Origin of the sequence: Methylobacterium oryzae, assembly GCF_021398735.1 — a bacterium.
Taxonomy (GTDB): Bacteria; Pseudomonadota; Alphaproteobacteria; order Rhizobiales; family Beijerinckiaceae; genus Methylobacterium.
The window spans coordinates 2,106,894-2,127,828 of the sequence record NZ_CP090349.1; the positions used below are offsets into that span (position 1 = coordinate 2,106,894).

Annotated in this window: 17 protein-coding genes and 2 tRNA genes; 13 read left to right on the forward strand and 6 right to left on the reverse strand. The window is 71.0% G+C overall.

Going from position 1 to position 20,935, the window contains the following annotated elements; all coding sequences use genetic code 11:
- Positions 1-63: 63 nt before the first annotated feature.
- The gene (locus LXM90_RS10115; protein WP_020092126.1) at positions 64-309 is read left to right on the forward strand and encodes a hypothetical protein; all 246 of its coding nucleotides are present in this window, start codon (positions 64-66) and stop codon (positions 307-309) included.
- A gap of 28 nt (positions 310-337) precedes the next feature.
- Complete coding sequence (locus LXM90_RS10120; RefSeq protein ID WP_234082521.1) at positions 338-1,099, forward strand: ComF family protein; 762 nt, start codon at positions 338-340, stop codon at positions 1,097-1,099.
- A 9-nt stretch (positions 1,100-1,108) separates the two neighbouring features.
- On the opposite strand, the gene LXM90_RS10125 is transcribed toward LXM90_RS10120, so the two are convergent.
- A complete protein-coding gene (locus LXM90_RS10125) occupies positions 1,109-1,702 on the reverse strand; it encodes a GNAT family N-acetyltransferase (RefSeq protein ID WP_020092128.1) in 594 nt (197 codons plus the stop codon).
- Positions 1,703-2,024: 322 nt separating this feature from the next.
- Here LXM90_RS10125 and zapE point away from each other — a divergent pair, with 322 nt between their 5' ends.
- Together zapE and LXM90_RS10135 are read left to right on the forward strand one after the other, a co-directional pair.
- Positions 2,025-3,257 (forward strand): cell division protein ZapE, encoded by a 1,233-nt coding sequence (zapE, locus tag LXM90_RS10130; RefSeq protein ID WP_020092129.1) that lies wholly within the window; start codon positions 2,025-2,027, stop codon positions 3,255-3,257.
- Complete coding sequence (locus LXM90_RS10135; RefSeq protein WP_020092130.1) at positions 3,254-6,229, forward strand: response regulator; 2,976 nt, start codon at positions 3,254-3,256, stop codon at positions 6,227-6,229. Before zapE ends, LXM90_RS10135 begins: the two co-directional genes overlap by 4 nt.
- 50 nt (positions 6,230-6,279) lie before the next feature.
- Here LXM90_RS10135 and ubiB read toward each other — a convergent pair whose 3' ends face one another.
- The 4 genes from ubiB to LXM90_RS10155 all read right to left on the reverse strand — a co-directional run bounded on the left by ubiB (position 6,280) and on the right by LXM90_RS10155 (position 10,714).
- Complete coding sequence (gene ubiB / locus LXM90_RS10140; protein WP_020092131.1) at positions 6,280-7,842, reverse strand: 2-polyprenylphenol 6-hydroxylase; 1,563 nt, start codon at positions 7,840-7,842, stop codon at positions 6,280-6,282.
- A gap of 31 nt (positions 7,843-7,873) precedes the next feature.
- Positions 7,874-8,659 carry a bifunctional demethylmenaquinone methyltransferase/2-methoxy-6-polyprenyl-1,4-benzoquinol methylase UbiE gene (gene ubiE / locus LXM90_RS10145; protein WP_020092132.1) on the reverse strand — a complete coding sequence of 262 codons (786 nt, stop codon included), beginning with the start codon at positions 8,657-8,659 and terminating at the stop codon, positions 7,874-7,876.
- A gap of 113 nt (positions 8,660-8,772) precedes the next feature.
- Positions 8,773-9,882, reverse strand: a complete 1,110-nt coding sequence (leuB, locus tag LXM90_RS10150) for a 3-isopropylmalate dehydrogenase (RefSeq protein WP_020092133.1) — start codon at positions 9,880-9,882, stop codon at positions 8,773-8,775.
- 115 nt (positions 9,883-9,997) lie between these two features.
- Positions 9,998-10,714, reverse strand: coding sequence for a carbonic anhydrase (locus LXM90_RS10155; RefSeq protein WP_020092134.1), 717 nt, complete (start codon positions 10,712-10,714; stop codon positions 9,998-10,000).
- A 194-nt stretch (positions 10,715-10,908) separates the two neighbouring features.
- Between LXM90_RS10155 and LXM90_RS10160 the strand changes: the two genes are divergently transcribed.
- The 3 genes from LXM90_RS10160 (at position 10,909) to LXM90_RS10170 (ending at position 13,861) form a co-directional block, all read left to right on the forward strand.
- Positions 10,909-11,850 (forward strand): hypothetical protein, encoded by a 942-nt coding sequence (locus LXM90_RS10160; RefSeq protein WP_020092135.1) that lies wholly within the window; start codon positions 10,909-10,911, stop codon positions 11,848-11,850.
- 269 nt (positions 11,851-12,119) lie between these two features.
- On the forward strand, positions 12,120-13,685 hold the full coding sequence (locus tag LXM90_RS10165) for a 2-isopropylmalate synthase (protein WP_020092136.1): 1,566 nt from the start codon (positions 12,120-12,122) through the stop codon (positions 13,683-13,685).
- Between the two features lie 100 nt (positions 13,686-13,785).
- A tRNA-Lys gene (locus tag LXM90_RS10170) sits at positions 13,786-13,861 on the forward strand.
- 1,121 nt (positions 13,862-14,982) lie between these two features.
- Here LXM90_RS10170 and LXM90_RS10175 read toward each other — a convergent pair.
- Positions 14,983-15,058, reverse strand: a tRNA-Phe gene (locus LXM90_RS10175).
- Between the two features lie 319 nt (positions 15,059-15,377).
- Here LXM90_RS10175 and LXM90_RS10180 point away from each other — a divergent pair.
- The 6 genes from LXM90_RS10180 (at position 15,378) to LXM90_RS10205 (ending at position 20,840) form a co-directional block, all read left to right on the forward strand.
- Positions 15,378-16,205, forward strand: coding sequence for a hypothetical protein (locus LXM90_RS10180; protein ID WP_234082525.1), 828 nt, complete (start codon positions 15,378-15,380; stop codon positions 16,203-16,205).
- 63 nt (positions 16,206-16,268) lie between these two features.
- Positions 16,269-16,523: a hypothetical protein gene (locus LXM90_RS10185; RefSeq protein ID WP_234082528.1), complete on the forward strand. Its 255-nt coding sequence runs from the start codon at positions 16,269-16,271 to the stop codon at positions 16,521-16,523.
- Between the two features lie 78 nt (positions 16,524-16,601).
- Complete coding sequence (locus LXM90_RS10190) at positions 16,602-17,063, forward strand: hypothetical protein (protein WP_234082531.1); 462 nt, start codon at positions 16,602-16,604, stop codon at positions 17,061-17,063.
- A 60-nt stretch (positions 17,064-17,123) separates the two neighbouring features.
- Entirely contained in the window at positions 17,124-17,534 is a 411-nt protein-coding gene (locus tag LXM90_RS10195; protein ID WP_234082534.1) for a hypothetical protein, read from the forward strand.
- Between the two features lie 119 nt (positions 17,535-17,653).
- A complete protein-coding gene (locus tag LXM90_RS10200; RefSeq protein WP_234082538.1) occupies positions 17,654-18,268 on the forward strand; it encodes a hypothetical protein in 615 nt (204 codons plus the stop codon).
- Positions 18,269-18,335: 67 nt separating this feature from the next.
- Positions 18,336-20,840, forward strand: coding sequence for an AAA family ATPase (locus LXM90_RS10205; protein ID WP_234082541.1), 2,505 nt, complete (start codon positions 18,336-18,338; stop codon positions 20,838-20,840).
- Positions 20,841-20,935 lie beyond the last annotated feature (95 nt).

Genomic DNA, 20,935 nt, shown 5'->3' on the forward strand with positions numbered 1-20,935 from the left:
GGGAGCGTCGCTGTTCCTGCTGCAACCGGCCCAACGGCCGAGATTCCTCAGGGAGCACACATCATGAAGCGCATGCTCGTCGGGGCCGCCGTGGCCCTCACCACCCTGGCCGCCGCGGGCGGCGCCGAGGCGAAGGGCTGCATCAAGGGCGCCATCGTCGGCGGCATCGCGGGTCACTACGCCGGCCATCACGGCCTCGTCGGTGCCGCGGCCGGCTGCGCCATCGGCCGCCACCGCGCCAACGCGCGCGACCGTCAGGTCGAGCGGCAGCAGATGGCGCCGCAGGCGCGCCCCGTCTCGGCCCAGTAAGCCAGCTCTGCGGGAGCGCGTCGCGCGCATGACGGCCTTCCAGGCCGTCGCCACGGCCCTGCGCGGTCTGCCGCGCGGGGTCGTCTCCCTGATCTACCCGCCCACCTGCGCGGGCTGCGGCGGCGCCACCGCCGACCCGGGCGCCCTCTGTCCGTCCTGCTGGTCGAGCCTGCGCCTGATCGAGGAACCGGTGTGCCAGCGCTACGGTACACCCTTCGCGGTCGACCTCGGGGTCGGCCCGCTGGTGTCGCCCCGGGCCATCGCGGAACCGCCGGTCTTCGGCCGCGCCCGGGCGGTCGCCCTCTACGATTCCGTGGCGCGGCGGCTCGTCCATCGCCTGAAATACGAGGACCGGCTCGATCTCGCCGGCGTGATGGCCCGGATGATGGCCGCGAGCGGCCGGACTCTGATCGCCGAGGCCGAGTGCCTCGTGCCGGTACCGCTCCATCGCGGACGCCTGTGGCGGCGGCGCTTCAACCAGTCCGCCCTGCTGGCGCGGGCGATCGCGGATGCGGCAGGGCGGCCGTGCGTCGCCACGGCCCTGGTGCGCGTGCGCGCCACGCGATCCCAGGTCGGCCTGAGCCGCGCGGCGCGGGCCGAGAACCTGAGCGGCGCCTTCCGGGTCGCTTCCGCCGAGCAGCACCGCGTCCGCGGGCGCCGGGTCCTTCTCGTGGACGACGTCATGACCACCGGCGCCACCGGCAACGCCGCCGCCCGCGCGCTCCTGCGCGGCGGGGCGACGTCCGTGGATCTCCTGACCTTCGCCCTCGTCGGCGAGATCGCCGGCTGAAGCCTGCCTTCAGCGCCCGGCCTGCACCCGCTCCGGGAAGCCCGCCGCCAGGGTGAAGTCGAACGCCTCCGCGATCCCCTCGTACCAGAGCGAGAACGGCGTCGGACGCGCGAGGTGCAGGGCGCCCTCGGTCTCGCGCCCCTCGTGCTGGAGGGCCGCCCCGTGCTTGGCCGCGAGCCGCAGCATGGGCCCGTTTCCCGACAGGCAGCGGACGTGGAGATCCTTGACGCCGCGATGCCGCGCCGCGCGGGCGATCCGGGCGAACAGGGCGGCCCCGATCCCCTTCCGGCGGAAGGTCTGCTCGACCGCGAAGGCCGCCTCAGCGTGCGGCCCCAGGGCGTAGCGGGACGCGCCCGGCCCCATCGGCCGCAACTCGGCGAGACCGCGCAACACGCCGCCCACGAAGGCGCCGTACATCACGCCCTCCGCGGTCAGCGCCTGCGCGGCGTAGGCCCGGACTCCGGCCTCGCTGACATTGCCCATGAAGCGGCTCGCCCGGGTCTCCGGATCCAGCCGCAGGAAATAGTCGAGGACCGCAGCGCGGTCCGCCGGCCAGAGACGCCGGATGGTGTGGGTCGGCCCATCGAGGGCTTGTACCGCCATGATGAAGCTCCGGTTCGTGCGCGCTGCCGCGCGGAGTGATCCGGACGCTCCTCCCAAGAGACCGCCGGGATGTCGCATCCCCGTATTCATTGTGCAATGCAGCAGAGTGCGGGGCCGGCCGGCCGCGGGCCTGCCATGCGTGGGACCGATGCGAGGCTTCGATGGGACGCCTCAATGGGACGCTTGCCCGCGGCTGTTCGGCCGCGGGCTTGATTCAGGCCGAGCTTGCGCGGCACTGGAACAGGCCCCGGGTCGTTGACCGCCGACGCGGGTGCAGGGGGTGCCGAACCGGTACCGCGATCAGCAGCGAGGAACCGGCGGCGTGAACGACAGATCCGGCAAGCCCATAGCTTCGTCGCCGGCGGCGCTCGCCGGTGCGGTCTCGCCAGGCCCGGTCCACGAGCGCTACGAGGCGCTGGTCGCCACCGGCGCCATCGAGCGCGATCCCGCCCAGGCGCACCTCGTGCGCGCCCTCGACCGGCTGGTCGTCGACCTCCAGCGCCGCAAGCGGGCCAGCAAGACGAGCGCCCTGGGGTGGCTGTTCCGTCGCAAGGACGAGGCCGAGGCGATCAAGGGCCTGTACATCTGGGGCTCGGTCGGGCGCGGGAAGACCATGCTGATGGACCTCTTCCACGAGGCGGCGCCGGAGCCGAAGCGGCGCGTCCATTTCCACGGTTTCCTGGCCGACGCGCACGAGCGGATCCACGCCTACCGTCAGGCGCTGAAGGCCGGCACCGTCAAGGGCGACGACCCGATCGGACCGGTGGCCGACCAGCTGGCCGACGAGGCGACCCTGCTGTGCTTCGACGAGTTCACTGTCACCGACATCGCCGACGCGATGATCCTGGGTCGCCTGTTCAACCACCTGTTCCGGCGCGGCGTCACCGTCGTCGCGACCTCGAACGTCGAGCCCGACCGACTCTACGAGGGCGGCCTCAACCGGGCGCTGTTCCTGCCCTTCGTGGCGAACCTCCAGGAACGCGTGACCGTCGTCCGCCTCGACTCCCGGACGGATTTCCGGCTGGAGAAGCTCGGCGGCGCGGCGGTCTACCATGTCCCCGCCGACGCGGCGGCGCGCGCGGCCCTCGACGCCGCCTTCAAGGCCCTGACCGGCAAGGCTCGCGGCCTCCCAGCGACGGTCACGGTCCACGGCCGGGCCGTGGCGGTTCCCGAGCAGGCGACCGGCGTGGCCCGGTTCGGCTTCGACGATCTCTGTCGCCAGCCCCTCGGCGCCTCCGACTACATGGCACTCGCCCGCGCCTACCACACGGTGATCCTCGACGGGATCCCGGTGATGGGCGAGGCGGAGCGGAACGAGGCCAAGCGCTTCATCACGCTGGTCGACACGCTCTACGACCGGCATGTGAAGCTCGTGGCCTCCGCGGCCGCCGAAGCGCAGGACCTCTACACCGCCCGGACCGGCCGCGAGGCCTTCGAGTTCGACCGGACCGTCTCGCGCCTCATCGAGATGCGGTCGCGGGAATATCTCGGCCAGCCGCACGGCCGGCCGGATTCCGAGGCGTCGGGCGCCACCACCGGGCTGGTGGAGACGTGAGCGCCCCGTCGCGTGCCGGATCGATCTTCGGCCTGCGCCGGCGCAATTGGCGCGGCGCCGGCCCGCTGGGCTGGCTCCTCGGCTCGCCCGTCGCCTTCATCCTGCTGATCGTCGCCCTGGGCAGCGGCACGGCCAATTACGTGACCGGCGAGACCGACCGGGCCGCGACCGCCCGGGCGAACGCGACGATCGCCGGGATCGAGCGCCTGATCTCCGAGGTCAAGGACCTGGAGACCGGGGAGCGCGGCTTCGTGCTGGTCGGCAGCGAGGATTACCTCCGTCCCTACACGACCGCCCTCACCAAGATCGACACGGAGCTGACCGGCCTCGGCGCCGCCGCGCAGGAGTCGGTCCGAGCCGGCGGCCCGTCGCTCGCCGGGCTGATCGCGCAGAAGCGCGACTTCGCCGCCCGGGTGGTGGAGGCGCGGCGGAACCGGGGCTTCGACGCCGCCATCGACCTCGTCCGCACCGGCGAGGGCAAGCAGCTGATGGACGCGATCCGCGCCGAATCGGCGGCCCGGCAGGCCGCGACCCTGGAGCAGCTCGCGACCATCCAGGCGCACGAAGCGTGGCGCGAACTCCTGCTGTTCCTCCTCTCCGCGGCGGCGGCCCTCGGAGCGATCGTGCTGCTGGCGCGCCTCGCCCTGGTGCGACGGCAGGAATCCCTGCGGATGTCCCGTCTCCTCGACGGGGTGCTGGCCAACGCGCCGGTGGGGCTCGGCTTCCTCGACCGTGACCTGAAAATCAGGCACATGAACCGGGCGCTCGCCACCATGAGCGAGCGCGGCTTCGGGGCCGATCTCGGCGCGCCGATCTGGGCCATGCTCCCGACGCTGCGGGAGGAGCTGGCCCCGAAGCTGGCCGCGGCCCTGACGGAAGGCCTGGTCTCGCCGAACGTGCCGGTGGCGGTGCCGACCCCCTCGGCGCCGGGCGGCGTGCGGCATTTCTCGATGAGCTTCTATCCGCTCCGGGGCGAGGAGAGCGCGGCGGCCGACCAGAGCGTCGAGGGCGTCGGCCTTGTGGTGGTCGACGAGACCATCCGCCACCTCGCGGAGGCCCGGCTGCGCCGGAGCGAGGAGCGCTTCCGCTCGCTGATCGAGGCGAGCGCCGCCATCGTCTGGACCGCCAACCCGGAAGGGAGCCTCCATCGCCGCCAGACGGCCTGGACCCGCTTCACCGGCCAGGACGAGGCCGCCTACGCGGGGCTCGGCTTCCTCGACGCGGTCCACCCGGAGGACCGTGCGCATACCCGCGCCGCGTGGACCCGCGCTGTCACCAGCCTGGAACCCTACGCCACCGAGCACCGGATCCGAGCCGCCTCCGGGACCTACCGGCACATGAGCGTGCGCGCCGTCCCGATCCTCGAACCCGACGGCACCCTGCGGGAGTGGGTCGGGACCCACACGGACATCACCGAGCGCAAGGAGGCCGAGGCCGCGATCGAGGCGGCGCGCGCGGCGGCCGAGGCCGCCAACGCGGCCAAGAGCCAGTTCCTGGCCAATATGAGCCACGAGCTGCGCACCCCGCTCTCGGCGGTGATCGGCTATTCCGAGATGGTGCAGGAGGAGTTGGAGGATATCGGCGAGGCCGATCTCGTCACCGACATGAAGAAGATCGAGACCAACGCCCGCCACCTCCTCGGCCTGATTAACGACGTGCTCGACATCTCGAAGATCGAGGCCGACCGGGTCGAGATCTACGCGGAGGATTTCGAGGTCGCCGCCGTGGTGCAGGAGGTCGCGGTCACGGTCGAGGGTCTCGTCGCCAAGAAGGGCAACACCCTGGCGCTGGAGCTGGAGCCAGGCCTGGGCAGCGCGCATACCGACGTGACCAAGCTGCGGCAGTGCCTGATCAATCTCCTGAGCAATGCCGCGAAGTTCACCGAGGATGGCCGGATCACCCTGGCGGTCGCCCGGGCGGACGGTGCGCTGCGCTTCTGCGTGACCGACACCGGCATCGGCATGACGCGGGAGCAGGTCGGCAAGCTGTTCGAGCGGTTCACCCAGGCCGACGCCTCCACGACGCGCCGGTTCGGCGGCACCGGGCTCGGCCTCGCGATCACCCGGGCCTTCGCCGAGATGCTGGGCGGCTCGATCACCGTGGACAGCCGCGAGGGGCAGGGCACCACCTTCACGCTGACGTTGCCGGACCGTTTCGAGGCCGCCGCGGCCGAGGACGCGGACCCGGCCGCATCGGGAGACGGCGACCGCGGGACGATCCTGGTGGTCGACGACGACGCCGCGACCCGCGATCTGCTGGCGCGCTTCCTGGAGCGCGAGGGCTTCTCGGTGACGGTCGCCGAGGACGGGCGGCGCGGGCTCGATCTCGCTCGCAGCCTGCATCCGCGGGCCGTTCTCCTCGACGTCACCATGCCGCAGATGGACGGATGGGCGGTGCTGCGGGCCATCCGGGCCGATCCCGAGATCGGCGCGACGCCGATCGTGATGGTGACGGTCCTGGACGAGCAGAACCTCGCCTTCTCCCTCGGCGCCACCGACTACCTGCAGAAGCCGATCGACTGGGGAAGCCTGCGCCAGATCGTCGACCGCTTCCGCCTCGCCTCGGGTGACGGCGCGATCCTCGTCGTCGAGGACGAGGCCGACGTCCGCGAGCACGTCTGCGCCTATCTCGCGCGCGAGGGCTTCCCGGTCCGCGAGGCCGAGAACGGCCTGCGCGCTCTGGCAGCCCTGGAGACGGAGCGCCCATCCCTCATCCTGCTCGACCTGATGATGCCCGAGATGGACGGATTCGCGTTCCTGCGGGCGCTGCGGGCCCGGCCTGACAGCCGCGACGTGCCGGTGGTAGTGCTCACCGCCAAGGACATCACGGCCGAGGACCGGCGCCGTCTGGCCGGTCAGGCCGACAGGGTGCTCGCCAAGGGCTCGACCGGGCTCAAGGAGCTGGCCCGCGAGCTGCGTGCCCTGGTCCCCGCGACGGAGGACGCGCCCGCCCAGGGACCCGGGCCCGGCTGAGCGCCCGCGGACCACGGCGGTCCCGGTCCCGGATCGGGGATGGTGCCGCGTCAGAGACCCCGGAACGCCAGTATCAGCGCGCCGACGGCGATGCCCCACAAGGCCAGCGTCGACCAGATCGCGCGGTAGCGTTCGTTGCGGGCGAAGCGCTCCAGCCGGCGGGCATCGCCGGTGCCGGCCTCGTCGAGGCGGACCAGCACGCGCTTCAACCGTATGGCAAGGTCCGGGATGTCGCCGACGACGTCGGAGACGACCTTGAGGGCGTCCAGGCCGCTCTGCGCCCGGCCGACCGGCCCCATGTTGCGGGCGATCCAGGCGCGCACGACCGGCTCGGCCGTGGTCCACATATCGAGGCGCGGGTCGAGGGAGCGGGCGACGCCCTCCACCACCACCATGGTCTTCTGGAGCATCACCAGCTCGGTGCGGGTGCTCATGTCGAACAGGGCCGTGACGTCGAACAGCAGGGTCAGGACCTTGGCCATCGAGATCTCGTCGGCCCGGCGCTGGTGGATCGGCTCGCCGATGGCGCGGATCGCCTGCGCGAAATCCTCCACGGAGTGATGGGCCGGCACGTAGCCCGCCTCGAAATGGACCTTCGCCACCCGGCGGTAATCCCGCAGGATGAAGCCCAGCAGGATCTCGGCGAGAAACCGGCGCTCGTTCGGGCCGAGGCGGCCCATGATGCCGAAATCGACCGCGACTAGCCGGCCCTCGGCATCGACCAGCAGGTTCCCCTGGTGCATGTCCGCGTGGAAGAAGCCGTCGCGGATCGCGTGCCGCAGGAAGCTCTGGATGACGGTCCGGCCGATTATCTGCGGATCATGCCCCCGGGCGGCGAGCTCCGCGGCGCTGTGCAGGCGGGTCCCCTCGATCCACTCGGCCGACAACACCTCACGGGCGGTCAGCTCCCATTCCGGCCTCGGCACACGGAAGTCCGGATCGTCCTTGGTGTTCTCGGCGAGCTCGGAGGCGGCCGCCGCCTCAAGGCGGAAATCCATCTCCATCAGCACCGAGCGCGCGAGGATCTCCACCACCTCGCGCGGGCGCAGCCGCTCCGCCTGCGGCGACAGGGCGTTCACCACCCGCGCCATGAAGCGCATGACCTCGAGGTCGCGCATGAAGCGCTCGCGGACGCCAGGCCGCATCACCTTCACGGCGAGGGCGCGCTGCGTGCCGTCGGGATCCTGCACGATCGCCTTGTGGACCTGCGCGATCGAGGCGGCGGCGATCGGCTCGCTGAACGACACGAACAGGGCGCTCACGGGCTTGCCGAGGGCGGCCTCGACGGTGCGAAGCGCGACCGCCTGCGGGAAGGGCGGCACCCGGTCCTGCAGTTTCTCCAAGTCGAAGGCCGCGCGCATGCCGACGATGTCGGGCCGCGTCGCCAGGAACTGGCCGAATTTCACGTAGGACGGGCCGAGGCGCGTCATCGCCGCAGAGAGCCGGGCCGCCCCGTCGTCGAGGCCGGGCCGCTCGAGGGAGCGGCCGATCCGCAGGGCGAGGCGCAGGTGCGGGGGCAGCTCAGAGGGGTCGACGAGGGCGAGGGCGCCCTCGCGGGCCAGCACGAAGCCGACCCGCGCGCCGCGAAACAAGTTGACGGCGGCGCTGATCACCGGTGCTGGCTCCCGTCGCGCGCGGCGGCGGTCAAGAGACCTTCCAGCCCGAATGGATCGCCACGATCCCGCCCGTCAGCGCCCGGTCGGTGACGTGCCGGAAACCCGCGCGCTCGATCATGCCCGCGAAGGCGCCGCGGGTCGGGAACTTCCGGATCGACTCCACGAGGTAGCGGTAGGACTCGGCGTCCCCGGCTACCCGGGCGCCGATGCGCGGGATCACGTTGAACGAGTAGGCGTCGTAGATGCGGTCGAGCAGCGGGATGTCGACGGCCGAGAATTCCAGGCAGAGGAAGCGCCCACCGGGCTTCAGCACCCGCCGCGCCTCGGCCAGCGCCGTCTCGATCCGCGGCACGTTCCGGATGCCGAAGGCGATCGTGTAGGCGTCGAAGGACGCGTCCGGCAGCGGCAGCGCCTCGGCGTTGCCGGTCACGAAGGCGATCCGGTCGCCGGCCTCGTCGACCTTGCGCTCCCGTGCCCGCTCGGCGCCGACCCGCAGCATCGACTCGTTGATGTCGAGTACGGTGACGCGGGTGCGCGGACCGCCCGCGGCCAGCACCCGGAAGGCCACGTCGCCGGTGCCGCCGGCGACGTCGAGATGCGCGAAGGCGCGGTTCTGCGGCGGCCGCAGCATCGAGACGAGCTGCGCCTTCCAGGCCCGGTGCAGGCCCGCCGACATCAGGTCGTTCATGATGTCGTAGCGGCGGGCGACCGAGTGGAAGACGCTGTCGACGCGCCCCTGCTTCTCGTCGAGCGCCACGCGCTCGAAGCCGAAATCCGCGCTCGCGCGCTCAGACGCCCCGTCTCCGGCCTTCATGACGCTCCCAATCCTCGATGGGCGCGTCATAGCGAAGGTCGCGCCCGACCGCCATGCGTCGAAACACGCGGCTGGGGACCGACCCCGGTGCTGCGACGCGCCGAAGACGTGTCTCAGCCGACCCGGGTGCGGAGCGCGTCCGCCACCGCGCTGGCCATGGCGCGCGTGCCCATCGGGTTCGTGCCCTCGCCGGCGATGTCGGCGGTGCGCGCGCCGCCCGCGAGGGCGTCGGTGATGGCGCCGTCGAGGGCGTCGGCCGCGTCGCCGAGGCCGAAGGAGTAGCGCAGGCACATGGCGAGCGAGCCGATCATGGCGATCGGGTTGGCCTTGTCCTGGCCGGCGATGTCGGGCGCCGAGCCGTGGACCGGCTCGTAGAGCGCGCGGCGCAGGCCGCTCGCGTCGACCGCGCCGAGGGAGGCCGACGGCAGCATGCCCAGCGAGCCGGTGAGCATGGCGGCGATGTCGGAGAGCACGTCGCCGAACAGGTTGTCGGTCACCAGCACGTCGAACTGCTTGGGCCGGCGCACCAGCTGCATGGCGCAGTTGTCGGCGAGGATGTGCTCGAGCTGCAGGTCGGCGTAGTGCGCGGCGTGCACCTTGGTGACGACCTCCTTCCAGAGAACGCCCGACTTCATCACGTTGTGCTTCTCGGCCGAGGCGACCCGGCCCGAGCGCTTGCCCGCGAGGTCGAAGGCCACGTGGGCGATCCGCTCGATCTCAGCCGTCGTGTAGACCTGGGTGTCGACCGCCCGCTTGGAGCCGTCCTCCAGCGTGGTGATCTCCTTCGGCTCGCCGAAATAGACGCCGCCGGTGAGCTCCCGGACGATCATGATGTCGAGCCCCTCGACGAGTTCGCGCTTCAGCGCCGAGGCCTCGGCCAGCGCCGGGTAGCAGATCGCGGGCCGCAGGTTGGCGAAGAGGTCCAGCTCCTTGCGCAGGCGCAGCAGGCCGGCTTCGGGGCGGTTCTCGTAGGCGACACCGGCCCATTTCGGTCCGCCGACCGCGCCGAGCAGGATGGCGTCCGCGTCACTCGCGCGCTGCAGGGTCGCGTCCGCGAGCGGGACGCCGTGCGCGTCGAGGGCGCTGCCGCCGACGAGGTCGGTCTCGGTCTCGAAGGTCGCGAGACCGGTCTCCTTGAGGGTGTCGAGCACCACCTGCATGCCGCCGGCGACCTCCGGGCCGATCCCGTCGCCGGGGAGGAGCAGGAGCTTGTAGCTGGCCATGACGGTCTCGCGGGTTCGGTCTCGACGTGCCGGCGGGCTTTATCGAGGCTGCACCGTCATTGGCAAGCTTCGGCAAAGCGCCGGCCCGCAGGCCGGGACGGATCGGGCACCGCGGTCAGAGGATCACGACCCGGCCGGTGCCGATGTCGTAGAAGCCGCCCACGACCTTCACCCGCTCGGCGGCGACGGCCTCCGCGATGATGGGGCCGGCCTGCTCGAGGCGCCGGACGCTGTGCCGGACATTCTGGGCGACGGCCTCGGCCAGGGGATCCTGCGCACGCGCCTTTTCGGCCAGATCCACCGCCGGGCGAATCGCCTCGATCAGCACGGGGAGATGACCGGGGAGCGACGCGTTGGTCTTCATGACGTCGATCGTCGCCTTCACGGCCCCGCAATCGGAATGGCCGAGGACGAGGATCAGCGGCGCGCCCAGGACCGACACGCCGTATTCGAGGCTGGCGAGACCGTCGGTGGTGACGAAGTTGCCGGCGACGCGGACGACGAACAGATCGCCCGGTCCCTGGTCGAAGATGAAATCCGGGGCGACCCGGGCATCGGCGCAGCCGACGATACAGGCGATCGGATACTGCGCCGCGGCCCGCGCGGCGCGACCGGCCGAGAAGTCTCGGTTCGTCGACGTGTTGGCGACGTAGCGGCCGTTGCCGTCGCGCAGCCGCGTGAGGGCCGCCTCGGGCGTGATGGCGTTCGATCGCGCGCCGTCGGGGGCCGCCTCGGCCCGCCGGATCCCGGCGGAAGCCCCCATCACGGTACCGGCCGCGGCCGCGGCCAGCAGGCCGCGCCGGGAGAGAGAGGGTCGATGCAGATCGCACACGGTGGACGGTCCCCTTCGGATCTGACGCCGGCCAGGCCCGGCGGACCGCTCGCTCCGGCAGCGCTGAGACAAGCACTGCGAGTCGTATCCCGGCGCGTTCTTCACCACCGAGTCCAAACTTTGCAGGAAATCCTGGACCGAAGGCCGGGCGCGCGGCATCCCTTCGGTCGGGATCCGGCTGAGTCGGGGCGCGGATGTTGGACGATCATTTCCGGGCGCGGATCACTCTGCTTCGATCCGAGCGCGATTTCCGCCCGGCGGTCGCCGGTTACTGCCAGGGCATGATCGAACCGGCGCAGATTGTTTGGCCGAGCCACAAGCTGCTCAATCAGATCGGGCGCTACGTGGTCTCGTTCATGCTGATCCACAACGACTACGCGTGGCGCCATCACGGGGGCCCGCGTCCCACCCTGACGGTCCTCCAGGCGATGGTGGGATCGAGCCCGAGGCAGACGGCCGGCTTCGTGTCGGCCCTGAAGGCCGGGCGCTTCGTCACCGCGGTGGCGGATCGGGGCGACGGGCGCGTGAAATGCCTGCAGGCGGCGCCGGCCCTGGTGACCGAGATCGCGCGGAGCGGGCGCCTGTTCGTCGCCGCCATGGACGCGGTGACCCGTCGCGACCCGGGCCACGCCGGGATGCTCGACGGCCCCGACCGGCTCGGGGAGTTGGTGCGCCTTTCGGCCGCCCACGTGCTGCGGCACGGCACGCTCATCGCGCCGTTCCCGCGGGTGCTCCATTTCGCAGGACGGGACTGCGGCTATCCGCTGCTCACGGCCCTGGTCGGGGCCCACTATGCCGCCACGGTGCCCGGCGCGCCGGCGGCGGTGTCGCTCAGCCTGCGCAGCCTCGCCGAGCGGCTGGACGTGTCGCGGGCCCATGTCGGCAACCTGCTCGGCGAGGCCGAGGCCGCGGGATGGATCCGGATCGCCGGCGGCCACCTGACCGCCTTCGACCCGACGCTGCTGGCGGAGTTCGAGGTCTGGGCCGCGGGGCAGATGCTGTTCTACGACGATCTCGCGGCGGCGATCCTCGCGGACCTGCCGGCCGCGACAGCCCCGGTCCGCGCCTCCGGACGCGCCGGTCTCGCTTGTGTTCCGGTCGATCCGGGGATACCTACGGGCCGCACCGCGCCGTGAGAACGTCCCGCGCGGGTCGCCGACAGGAGAGACGAGCCTTGGCCAGAGCCGGCTCAGCGATCGAGACCGCCCGCGCCGCCTCTACGGCGCTTCGGTCCCGTGCGCGCCGCTCCGGGCTCCTTCTTCCGCTTCTGCTTACCCGCCCCTGAGGGCCGTCCGGGCGCGCGCCTGGGCCTTCAGGGGAGTTCTTTCATTCGCGAATCCGCCCGCGAGGGCACCACGCCGCGCCGCGCCATCACGTGCCGGGCGGCCCGCGACAGGGTAATGCCATGACTACGACCAGCACCGCTTCCGCCCGCGACCGGATCCTGATCTTCGACACGACGCTCCGCGACGGCGAGCAGTGCCCCGGCGCCACCATGACCTTCGACGAGAAGCTCGCGGTCGCCGAGTTACTCGACACGATGGGCGTCGACATCATTGAGGCCGGGTTCCCCATCGCGTCGAACGGCGATTTCGAGGCGGTCTCGGAGATCGCCCGGAGGACCAAGCGCGCGACCATCGCCGGACTCGCCCGCGCGATCCCCGCCGACATCGCCCGGGCCGGCGAGGCCGTGCGCCACGCCAAGCGCGCGCGGATCCACACCTTCGTGTCGACCTCGCCGATCCATCTCGCGCACCAGATGCGCAAGAGCCAGGACGAGGTCGTCGAGATCATCCTGAAGACCGTGGCCCAGGCCCGCGACCTCGTCGAGGACGTGGAGTGGTCGGCCATGGACGCGACCCGCACGCCGCTCGACTACCTGTGCCGCTGCGTCGAGGCGGCGATCAAGGCCGGCGCCACGACGATCAACCTCCCCGATACGGTCGGCTACGCCACGCCGACCGAGTACCGCGACATGTTCGCGAACGTCCGCGCGCGCGTGCCGAACGCCGACAGGGCCGTGTTCTCGGTCCATTGCCACAACGACCTGGGCCTCGCGATCGCCAATTCCCTGGCTGGCATCGAGGGCGGCGCCCGGCAGGTCGAGTGCACGATCAACGGCATCGGCGAGCGGGCCGGCAACGCCGCGCTCGAGGAGATCGTGATGGCGCTGCGCACGCGCGCCGACGTGCTGCCCTACGAGACCGGCGTCGAATCGACCATGCTGACCCGCGCCTCGAAGCTCGTGAGCCACGCCACGAACTTCCCGGTGCAGTTCAACAAGGCGATCGTCGGCCGCAACGCCTTCGCGCACGAGAGCGGCATCCACCAGGACGGCATGCTCAAGAATGCCGAGACCTACGAGATCATGACGCCGGCCTCGGTCGGGCTGACCAAGACCTCCCTGGTGATGGGCAAGCATTCCGGCCGGGCGGCGTTCCGCTCCAAGCTGGAGGATCTCGGCCTGCACCTGTCCGACAACCAGTTCCAGGACGCCTTCGACCGGTTCAAGGCCTTGGCCGACCGGAAAAAGCACGTCTACGACGAGGACATCGAGGCGCTGGTCGACGAGAACCTCGCCACGGCCCACGACCGGATCCGGCTGGTCTCCCTGTCGGTGATCGCCGGAACCCGCGGACCGCAGCGCGCGACGCTGCGGATCGCCGACGAGGCCGGCACGCGGATCGAGGAGGCGGACGGCAACGGGCCGGTCGACGCGGTGTTCAACGCGATCTCGGCGCTGGTCCCGCATCAGGCGCAGCTGGAGCTCTATCAGGTCCATGCCGTGACCGGCGGCACGGACGCGCAGGCGGAGGTCTCGGTGCGGCTGCGGGACGGCGAGCGCAGCGTCACCGCGCGCGGCGCCGATCCGGACACGCTGGTGGCGTCCGCGAAGGCGTATCTCTCGGCGCTGAACAAGCTGTCGGCCCATTCCGTGCGCGTGCATGCACAGCATGCGGCGGCGGAATGAGAAAAAGCGGCGGCCGGGGGTGGACAGGCCCCGGCCGCGTTGGTATCAGCCCGCCACCCCGGACGGACTTGGTGGCCACCGGGCGGTCGCAGAAGCGATCGGGCGCATAGCTCAGTTGGTAGAGCAGCTGACTCTTAATCAGCGGGTCCTAGGTTCGAACCCTAGTGCGCCCACCAAATAAACTCTTCTCAGACAAAGATTTTCACCGAGGCGCCCCCGTGGCGCCTTTTCCATGTCTGGCCCTTGGGCGGGTTTTGGGCGGGCCTGTCCTTGGGCGAGGCTGCGGATTGCCGCCGCCGGCGCGGGCTGCGACCCTGCCGGTCTGACCAAGTCCCCCCTCCATCCCGTCGAGGACGGCCCCGGCGCCGGTCGTAACGTCGACGTCACCATGCGCGTGATGGTCGGCCCCCGCCGGTCCACAGTCCTCGTCGAGCGCCAGGGCGAGCCGGCCGCGATATACGAGACGCGGGAGCATGGCCGCGAGACGGACGGCCTGGGCTAGGCGGTCGAGGCGGTCGTGCGGGATGGGCTGACGAGACTGCGCTAGGCGGCCTTCGACCGCTTACGCCGGGAGGCATGCCGGTGGCGCCGGTAGCCGGCCTTGAGGATCTCCGACACCTGGACCTGGCAGACGCCGACCTCGGTGGCGATGCGGAACTGCGTGTAGCCCGGGGGCGAGCAGCGTTAGGATGCGGGAAAGGCGCGCGCCGGTCGGGTCGGGATCCAGCTTTCCCCGCACGCCGGCGTCGCGCAGGATCTCCGTGATCAGGGACAGGCGCAGGCCGAGGCGCTCGGCGATGCCGGCCTGCGTCAGGCGCTCGGCGCGGAGGCGAAGCACGGTCTCCTCGATGGTCTCAGCAATGGGATCCCGCGGTCAGGGTATCGACGGCCCGAGCCCACGCGAACGCGAGATGCCAGGCGTGGACGTAGGCCATCGTGCACGCGGTCATCGCCTTCTTGAGCAGGGCCTCGCTCGTCCGAAGGACCCCACGGCAGGGACGGAGGAGGCGCGGGCCGGTGGCGAGACGGCGGCGGCCGCCACCTGCTGGATGAGGACGAACAGGTCGTCAGCCTGCCGTGAGGGGGCCTCGTTGCCGGCGTTGACCTGCGCGACGGCGGCCTCGGCCTCGCGGCCCCGGCCTCCGCACGCTCCAGCGCCTTCCAGACGCCGGCGAGCTCGTCCATGAGTTCAAGCACCCGCGTCGCGAGCACGTCCTTAGAGCGGCCCATGAGGGAGCGCCGGGTCACCCGGCTGGTGATCTCGATGGTGGTCATCGTCCGGTCCCCTCCGGATGTCTGGTGCCCCGGCGACGAGTCGAACGTCGCTCTCCGGATTTTCAGTCCGGCGCTATCACCGGGTCAGCTGCCGGGGCTCGCCCTCGATCGAAGCAGGAAATCCGGATTCGCCTAGTCCCCCAGCACGAGAAAGGGGCCCCGCACTGCCACGCGGAGCCCCTTGCAGTCCCGGACAAGGCCCCCGGGATGGCCCCCGCACGTGGCACCGCGCTGGCTCCCGGCCGTGCCCGGCGGGGAGTGAGGAGGCATCCTCGGCGAGCACGGGGGAATCGTCGAGGGCGTGTGTGATCGGGGATCACAGGACGGGGGCTTGACCCGGCATCCGTGTCAGATTAAATCTGCCATACCAGAAGCGCCGGCCTGAGCCAGCGTGCGGTCCAGCAGGGAAACCAGACAGTGAGCGTCAACATCGACACCGTCATCGCCGCGTGGAAGTCCGCCCGGACCCAGGCCGACCGCGACCTCGCCGCCGAGGCCATCGAGCAGCACATCGCCCACGAGACCCCAGAGGGCGCCGACTACGAGTCCGCCACCGAGGAGCTCATCGACCGCCTCAAGGCCGAGTTCGGCCCGGTGCCGGTGGAAGACATCCGGCAGATCCTCCGCGCCACCGACGTCCGCCACTTCATCGCCGTGCCGGCCGTCGAGGCCAACCAGACGGCCATCTTCGGCCTCGGCAACACCGCGGAGGAGGCCGTCGCTGACGCCTACGCCGAAGCCCGCACGCAGGTCCCCACCATCGAGACGGGCACGGCGCCCTCGCGCTACGTCGACGGCGAGACCGAGCAGACGTGGACCGTCACGACCACGCAGAGCATCGAGACCTTCTACTCCGAGGCCGAGGCCGACCGGCACGTGGAGGCCAACAGCTTCGTCGCCCAGGAGTGCACCGAACGCCTGTTCCTCTCCGTCCAGAAGGGCAGCGTCAACCGCTGGACTACCAGCGGCCGCCTTCAGGACCTCGACGTCGACCAGGGCGCCGTCGACGAGGCCCTTGACGAGGTCAAGAAGCGGCTCATCGGCGACCACGAGAAGATCATCGCCGACCTCGATGCGGAGGACGCCCTGTACGAGGCCAACCTGTGCGTCGACTCCACTATCGGCCAGAACGGGACGAGCGACTACCACGACGCCATTTCCGACAATCCGGAGTTCCGGCTCGCCCTCGACCTCGCCGTCCGCGACCATCTGCTGGAGCTCATCGCCGAACGCGAGGCTGCCTGATCCCGCCACCCGCGCCCCGGCAATCCCGCCGGGGCGCCTCCTCAGGTTTCAGGAATCCCCGCCATGGCCCTCACCGCCGGCGCCGCCAGCCTCGCCATGCAGCAGGCCGCCAGCCTCGACGACGTCTGCCGGATCGCCGCCGGGCTCACGCCGGATGTGCTCCGCGCCCTGATCGACAGCTACCTCCCGGCCCACGATGAGGGAGCCGTCGAACCGCGCGGCACCGTCCTGGCACACGGCATCTACTGGACGGACACGCACTACGTCCACGCCGCCGTCGACGGTCGCTTCGTCGTCTACGAGCGCGACGACGCCTGACCCCAGGGGGTCCGACCCCCCGCCACCCCGCGCCCCGGCAATCCCGCCGGGGCGCCCTCAGGTTCAGGAAGTATCGTCATGAACACCCGCTCGAACCCCGTTGTCGGCCCGTTCGACGCCGACGCCCGCGAGGTCGGATACGTCGAGCCCGTCCTGCCCATCACTCCCCTCAGCGTCATGTATGCCGTCCACGGGCCCGAGGGCGTCGAGGATCGGCGTATCGGCGATCTCGATTGGCTCAGGGACCTGCTGCGAGCCTGCCAGCACCCCGGCGCGTACGCGGCGCTCCTCGGGTACCCGGAGGACCACCCGCTCGCCGACCCCGACGCGACCCTGCAGATGATCCGCAGCGTCGAGGATATGTACCGGCGCCTCGCGAAGCTGACCGGCTGGAACTCGGCCATCTACGACAGCGAGCGTGCCGTCGCGTCGGAAGCCCTCGTCGACCGCCTGCTGCCCAAGCTGCGGGCCCATGATGCCGAGCTCGCGGCCGAGAAGTCTGCCCGTGACGCCGTCGGCTACGACCCTTTCGGGCACTGATCCCGTCACCACGCGCCCCGGCAATCCCGCCGGGGCGCCATCGCTGCAGGGATCACCGCCGTGGGCATATTCGGATATCTCGACCGCATCGCGGCCGAGGCGCGGGACACGCGCACGCTTGAGGAGCGTGCCGCTGAGGCCGCCGCCTACGAGGCCAAGGGGCGCGAGGCCGCCGCCCGCCTCAACGCCGAGCGCGAGGCGTTCCTCGCCGCGGCCCCGCGCTACGTCCTGCCCGACGGGTCGACATGGCGCGCCGCCGACATGGTGGGCACGCTCCGCACCGGTAACCAGGGCGATCAGGGCCGTCGCCTCCACTTGGTCTCCGAGGACGAATGCGGGGTGTGGTCCGGCGTCGGCAAAGCGCTGTGCGGGGCCAAGCCCGGCCCTCGGTCCATAGGCTGGGGCGACGTCCGCGCGGAGCCGGCAGACTGCCCCCGCTGCGTCGCCAAGCTCCGGAAGGCCGGGCTGTGAGCCGGACCACCGTCACCATCGCGGGCGCCCCTGAACGCTCCGCCTCGCCATCTGGGTCGCCGCCAACGACGGCGGCCGTCCCACACCCGTAGACCTGCTCGCAGCCCCCTGAGGGACCCATGCGCATACATCTCGCCCCCGTGCCCCCCGACCGCGCCGCTGGCATCCCCGGCCACGCTGTGGGCTTCGTCGACGCCAAGGTCTCGCCGCTCGCCGGGCTGCGGCGGCGGACGCCGGAGATCATCGGCGGGAAAGTGCTGTCGTACGACGGCCGGCAGCCCCTGATCCACGGCGTGCCCGTCGAGCACGAGCGGATCGCGCAGGCGCTGTCGGACGAGATTACGCGCGTGGCCACCCGGGTCTACGGTCCGGAATACGTCGGCCCCATGGCCCTGGCCTCGGGCCTGAGCCTGCGGACCGTGGCTAAGGGCCGCATCATCTCGCACGGCCTGCCGTCGCCCTTGCTGGACATGCTCGGGCGCGCCAGCGCGACGGAGTACCCGCGGGCGACTGGCTACTGCCTGCAGGCCGTCGCTTACATGTGGGAGGAGCACATCGAGGAGTACGGGATGGGTGACGACGGCCCGGGCCCGATGTCGACGACTGGTAAGCAGGTCCTGACCGGCCGACTAGAGGGGATCCTCGTCCGGGCCGTCGAGCTCGTCGACGAGATGCGAGGGGCGGCTGCGGCGGCAAAAGCCAGGTCCGCCGCCCGCCTGGCAGGGGAATTTTAACGCCTTCCCTGTAGGGTCTTTCATCCCCGAAGCACTGGCCAAGCCGGTGCGCACTGAGGACATACAGATGGTCGACGACGCACAGCGTCGGGCGCAGGCCGCCCGCGCGGGTGACCACACGCCCGCACAAATCATCCCCGCCGTTCCCCCGACGTATCACGAGCTCGCCATCGGTCACACGACCGCCGGCCACCCATGCGCCGATATGGCCGCCTGGGCGTCCGAGACGGATTTCTCATGCAGCCCCGAAAGTGTCCGGCGTGCCTCCGACGCCTTGACGTTGGATTGCCAGGTCGTCCACGTGCTGGGCTTCGCGCAGGCCTGCGAGCTTGAGACCGTCAATAAGGCGCGCGCCGCGCATATGCGCGAGACACTCGACGAATGGGCGCGGCGGGCACGATTCTGCGCCGCCTTAGCCGGCCACTACGAGTGCGCCGTGCGCGCGATGCATTCGCTGGAGATGTACTTCGCGACGCTGGCGGATCCTGTGGAGAGGCGTCAGACAAGCTGCACACGTTCTGAGGTCTCGTACGCCGCCCGCAAGATCGAGCTCGGGTGGTACGACGCCGAGAATGCGTGGCGCCCCGAGAGCCGCATGCGCGCGAGGCAGATGGCCTGGGAAGATCTCGTCGCTAAGGCGGCCGTGGTTACGACAACTGCGCCGCGGGCCAGGCCCGAGGACGATGCCTGTTTCGACGGCCTCGACGATGTCGATCCCGGCCAGCCTCCGGTCTCGCACGCTGCGTCGCTTCAGCTCCGGCGAACGCTCAATGTCCCCGGTGTTCGCGAGGCCCTTTCCGGTGTGGGAGGTGTCGTCCTGCTCGACGTGCCGGACACGCTCACGCTTGCGATCCTGAAGGACACGACCGAGACGAAGCGGGAGCTCCCGTCCGGCGTTGAGATCGTCATCGAGGATGCGCCTATGAAGGGGTCCGACGTGGCCAAGAGAGAGCGGCAGTACGTCGCCTACTTGCGGCGCGACAAGCCGGTCCTGGCCCTATCCCCCGACGCGGCGACGTGCCTGCCGGCCGTAGCGCTGCGGGCGGCCGATCACCGCCTTATGCTTTCGCCTATCGGCGCCTCGGATGTGGCCGCCGTCATCCGTGGCACGACCGGAAAGGCCCTCACCGAGGCTGACCGCGCCCGGCTGGAGGGGCTGGCGTTTACGGCGGCTGACCTTGCATCGGCGGTCCGTCCGGGGCGGGATCCTAGGCAGTGTGTCGAGCACATCGTCCGTCTAGTCACGCCGACGCCGGCGTCGGGACGCGGGCGGGACCTGACGCTCGATCAGCTTCACGGCGCCCGTGAGGCAGTCGAGTGGTGCCGCAGCCTCCTCGTCGATCTAGCGGGCTGGCGAGAGGGCGCCCACTGGTCGACGGTCTCGAACGGCCTGCTGCTGGGGGGCCCACCCGGCACCGGAAAGACCTTGCTTGCGCAGGCCCTTGCAACAACGGGATCCCTTCCGTTCATCAGCGCCTCCTTAATGGCCTGGCAGGGCGCGGGCGAGGCTCATCTCGGGACGCTGCTCAAGGCGATGCGGGAGGATTTCGCGCGGGCAAAGGCACTGGCGACGGGCCGGCGCGGGTGCATCCTGCTCATCGACGAAATCGACACATTCGTTGACCGGCGGACGATCCAGCACAAGCACGTTGACTACTCCCTCCAAGTTTCAAACGGGCTCCTGGAGCAACTCGATGGCGCCGGCGGCCGCGAGGGCGTCGTCGTGATTGCGACAACGAACGACGTAAACCGGGTCGACCCCGCCATCCGGCGGCCGGGGCGTCTTGGTAAGACGATCATGATCGGACTCCCAGATGTGGAGGAGCGCGTCGCGATGCTGCGCGTCCGCTTAGGCGACGATCTGAGCGACGCCGATCTCCTGCCCGTCGCGTACCGCACGGAGCGGTATACCGGGGCGCAGATCGAGGCCTTCGTCGAGGACGCACGGCGGCGGGCGAGGCATGCTGGGCGGCCGCTCGACGTCGGGGACCTGCTGGCGGTGGCGGGAGCGGGCGAGGCGGACATGCCGTTGGCGGTGCGATACCGGCTGGCCGTTCACGAGTCCGGGCACGCCCTGCTGGCGCACATCGAGAACCCTGACCGCGACCTGATCGTGACGCTACAGGCCGGCGAGGGCACCGGCGGTTGGGTCGAGCTCGTCGGGCCGGACCCCGGCGTCTGGACACGTGCTGAGGCGGAGGCGCGGATCCGCATCGGGCTCGCGGGCCGGGCGGCTGAGGAGGCGATCCTCAACAGTGCCAGCTCGGGGGCTCGGCAAGACTTGCTGACGGTGACGAGCATCGCCGTGAGGATGCTTGGGGAATGGGGGTTGGGCGAGCGGAGCCTCATCGCCGTCGAGCGGGATCCGGTCACGGCACTGATATCGGACCCGCGCCTGCAGGCGGAGACCTCTGCCTTGCTCGACAGGCTGTACGGCGAGACGCGTGACATCGTCCGACGGCACGCTGCGGCGGTGCGCCGGATCGCGGATGCCCTGCTCGTCGAGCGTCGCCTCGATGGCGCGCATGTGGCTCGGCTCGTCGCCGAGCCTGCCCCAGTCCGGCGACGCTGATGGAGGTTGTCACACAACGGCAGGACACCCTTCCGATCGTCCGCGAGCATATCCGTCGCGCCTGGTCGCTCAGGCGTGTCTGCGGTCTAATCGCC

Excerpts from the sequence above, each read along its gene's own strand:
- leuB (WP_020092133.1), bottom strand. The coding sequence starts at position 9,882 with ATGGCCAGCTACAAGCTCCTGCTCCTCCCCGGCGACGGGATCGGCCCG.
- LXM90_RS10120 (WP_234082521.1), top strand. The coding sequence starts at position 338 with ATGACGGCCTTCCAGGCCGTCGCCACGGCCCTGCGCGGTCTGCCGCGC.
- LXM90_RS10185 (WP_234082528.1), top strand. The coding sequence starts at position 16,269 with ATGGCCCTCACCGCCGGCGCCGCCAGCCTCGCCATGCAGCAGGCCGCC.
- LXM90_RS10115 (WP_020092126.1), top strand. The coding sequence starts at position 64 with ATGAAGCGCATGCTCGTCGGGGCCGCCGTGGCCCTCACCACCCTGGCC.
- LXM90_RS10165 (WP_020092136.1), top strand. The coding sequence starts at position 12,120 with ATGACTACGACCAGCACCGCTTCCGCCCGCGACCGGATCCTGATCTTC.
- LXM90_RS10125 (WP_020092128.1), bottom strand. The coding sequence starts at position 1,702 with ATGGCGGTACAAGCCCTCGATGGGCCGACCCACACCATCCGGCGTCTC.
- LXM90_RS10200 (WP_234082538.1), top strand. The coding sequence starts at position 17,654 with ATGCGCATACATCTCGCCCCCGTGCCCCCCGACCGCGCCGCTGGCATC.
- ubiE (WP_020092132.1), bottom strand. The coding sequence starts at position 8,659 with ATGAAGGCCGGAGACGGGGCGTCTGAGCGCGCGAGCGCGGATTTCGGC.
- LXM90_RS10205 (WP_234082541.1), top strand. The coding sequence starts at position 18,336 with ATGGTCGACGACGCACAGCGTCGGGCGCAGGCCGCCCGCGCGGGTGAC.
- LXM90_RS10190 (WP_234082531.1), top strand. The coding sequence starts at position 16,602 with ATGAACACCCGCTCGAACCCCGTTGTCGGCCCGTTCGACGCCGACGCC.
- LXM90_RS10160 (WP_020092135.1), top strand. The coding sequence starts at position 10,909 with ATGTTGGACGATCATTTCCGGGCGCGGATCACTCTGCTTCGATCCGAG.